2 protein-coding genes are annotated in these 2,990 nt (G+C 41.9%); one reads left to right on the forward strand and one right to left on the reverse strand.

Going from position 1 to position 2,990, the window contains the following annotated elements; genetic code table 11:
- Positions 1-19: 19 nt before the first annotated feature.
- The gene (locus J7J10_05445; GenBank protein ID MCD6130375.1) at positions 20-1,291 is read left to right on the forward strand and encodes an IS110 family transposase; all 1,272 of its coding nucleotides are present in this window, start codon (positions 20-22) and stop codon (positions 1,289-1,291) included.
- 347 nt (positions 1,292-1,638) lie between these two features.
- Here the strand turns inward: J7J10_05445 and J7J10_05450 are convergent, their stop codons facing one another.
- Positions 1,639-2,853 carry an IS256 family transposase gene (locus J7J10_05450; protein MCD6130376.1) on the reverse strand — a complete coding sequence of 405 codons (1,215 nt, stop codon included), beginning with the start codon at positions 2,851-2,853 and terminating at the stop codon, positions 1,639-1,641.
- Between the last annotated feature and the right edge of the window lie 137 nt (positions 2,854-2,990).

Raw genomic sequence — 2,990 nt, forward strand, 5'->3', positions numbered from 1 at the left:
ATTTTCTGGAGGAATCAACATGGATGTTGTGGGAATTGATTGGGCATGGGATTTTCACATCTGTTATTCCATCGAGAAGAACAAGATTTACAGAATCAAAGACAACGAAGCGGGTTACAGAGAGTTGCTCAATGAAGTATCCAAAGAAGCGGTTTTTGTCATTGAAGAGAGTTTCAACAGGATAAGCGATTTTCTGCTTTCCGAAGGGAGAGAGGTTTATCTCTTACCGCCGAAGAGGTCGAAAGAAGCCCGAGGTTATCATTCCAACGGGATAAAGACAGATTCACTCGATGCCAGGAGCATTGCACTGACATACAGTGAACATCCAGAATATTGTATAAGGGCAAGAAACAACGAAGAAGGCAGGTCATTCAGGGAACAGTTGAGAGTTTACAGGTATTACAAAGATGAGGCCTCTAGATTGAAGAACAAACTACACAACGAATTGCACGACCATTTCCCGGAGTTTGTCGAAGTGATGGGTAACTGGAAAAAGAACAAAGGGAAAATTCTTTTGCTCAGCATCACAGATGAACTCAAGAGCCTTTCCATTGAAGAGATACACAACTACTTCAAAGAGAACCAAATAGCTTTCACAAACTCGTTGAGAGAAAAGGCAAAGGAACTCAAAAAGAGGGAATGGCATATTACAAAATACACCCTCATGATGGTGGCAAATGCTGCCAGGCATCTTCTTGAAGTGGAAAGAGGAAAGCAGGAAATGAAAAATGAAATGGAGAGGAACTTGAAAGAATCGAAATACAGGGTGATATTGAGCTTACCGGGAGTGGGAGTTGTAACAGGTGTGGCACTGGTTGCAGCGTTTCTTAACCACGAATTTGGGAATTACAGGAATTTTCAGAAATACTGCGGAACAGTACCCATAATAATCCAGAGTGGGAACTTCCGCAAATGCGTGATGAGGAAACACTGTGACAGGAACCTGAAAGGTGTCCTGCATATGATGGCATTGAGTGCAGTCAACAAGGGTTCGTGGATGAAAGGGTATTATGCCAGGAAAATAAAGGAGGGCAAGTCCTTTGGACATGCCCTCAGAGCATTGGCGAATACCCTCGTAAAGATAGCTTTCGCCATGCTAAAATCCTTGAAAACCTACGATGAGGAACTCTTTTTATCCTCGCGTGGGAACAAGAGCCCTCAGTCAAATTATACAACAAAAACCAGCACACTGGAAACTGAAAAAAAGACAAATGAAAAGTCATCCCTGCCTGCTTCTGTTGCTCAAACAAACTGCCATTTGGGAACGGATTCAGGCAGATTGTCTCCTTGACTTGACATAGTAGGTGAGTTATGTGATTCGAGTAACGAGAAAAAGCAGATTTAGAGTCGAGAATTGAGAGACCTTCTACATAGTGGCTATGCTGAGCTAAAGTAAAACTCAGGCTATGTATGTGACTTCGTCGTGGAAGACCTGAGGTTCTAGGTTCTCAATATCTACAACTCTATACGTGATCTTTTTGGGGTTATTGTCGCGCAATTAACTCGTGAGTTATTAACTTTAGAGTTAATAATGTCATGGGGTGATTTTATATTGGCAAAAAAATAGAGAGTCTGGATGAGCTCTGAAAAAAAGAATTTGGGTGTATAACATATTTTGTGTAAACTCCAAACTCCAGATTAGACAAAGGATTTCACCCAATCGAATTCTATCATGAGAACAGCAAGGATTTTATCCCAATCCCTCAACCTCAACTTCCATTTTTTGGATATGTTATTAATGGCTAAATATGCCAGTTTCATGAGCGCCATATCATTGGGAAACACACCCCTGTTCTTCGTTACCTTCTTCAATTGCCTGTTTAATGATTCTATGGGGTTTGTCGTGTAAATCAAAGTCCTTATCTCTTTCGGATAGGCGAAATATGTAGAGAGGGATTCCCAGTTGTCTTTCCAGCTTTTTATGCTGAAAGGATATTTCTCTCCCCATTTTTCTTCGAAGGCCTGCAATGCATTCTGAGCTGCTTCTTTTGTATCCGCCTTGTACACTTTTTTCAAATCAGCGGCGAAGGCCTTCCTGTCCTTCCAAGCCACGAATTTCATGGAATATCTTATCTGGTGTACCACACATCGCTGGATTTTTGCCCGGGGATACACTGCTCCTATCGCTTCCTCCATTCCCACCAATCCGTCTATGGAAAAGAACATCACTCCCTTTACCCCTCGGTTCTTCAGTTCGTTCAACACCCCCAACCAGTATTTTGAACTTTCGCTTTCCGCTATCCATATCCCCAATACCTCTTTCATCCCTTCAAGGTTTATCCCAAAGGCTATGTACAACGCTTTGTTCTTTATCTGGTTGCTCTCTGTAACTTTGTAAAAGACCGCATCCATGTAGATGATGCTATACACTTCTTCAAGAGGCCTGTTCCTCCATTCGGATACGATGGGGATTATCTTGTCCGTTATCCTGCTTATGCTCTCTGTTGAGAGCACAGAACCGTATATCTCTTCCATGTGTGCCTGTATATCCTTGTAGGTCATTCCACGCGCATACATGGATAATATGCGGTCTTCTATGGAGGCTATGCTCCGTTGGTGCTTCTTGACCACCACCGGTTCATATTCGCCTTTGCGATCACGGGGAATCGAAAGCTCTATTTTTCCATGTGAACTGTTGATCGTCTTTTTCGTATAACCATTTCGGGAGTTATCCGTTTCTTTGTTCCTGTAATCGTGTTTGGAATATCCGAGCTCTTCTTCCAGTTCTGCTTCAAGCATTTCTTTAATGACATCGCCAAAGAGCTCTTTAACCAATTCTTCTGCATCTTCTGTGGTCTTTAATTTCCTCTCCCTTACCAATTTCTTCAATGCTTCCCTGTCAAAATTTCCCATCTTTCTCCCTCCTTAGCTTTTCGTTATTTTCTCATATGGAGGGAGTTTACACAAAATTCCTAATAGACCCAATTAAAGCGATAGGATTTTTCCATTTACGGGACTTCAAACGTTCGTAAGAGAGAAGGATATTTATC

Source organism: Deltaproteobacteria bacterium, assembly GCA_021159305.1.
Lineage (GTDB): Bacteria > Campylobacterota_A > Desulfurellia > JAGGSF01 > JAGGSF01 > JAGGSF01.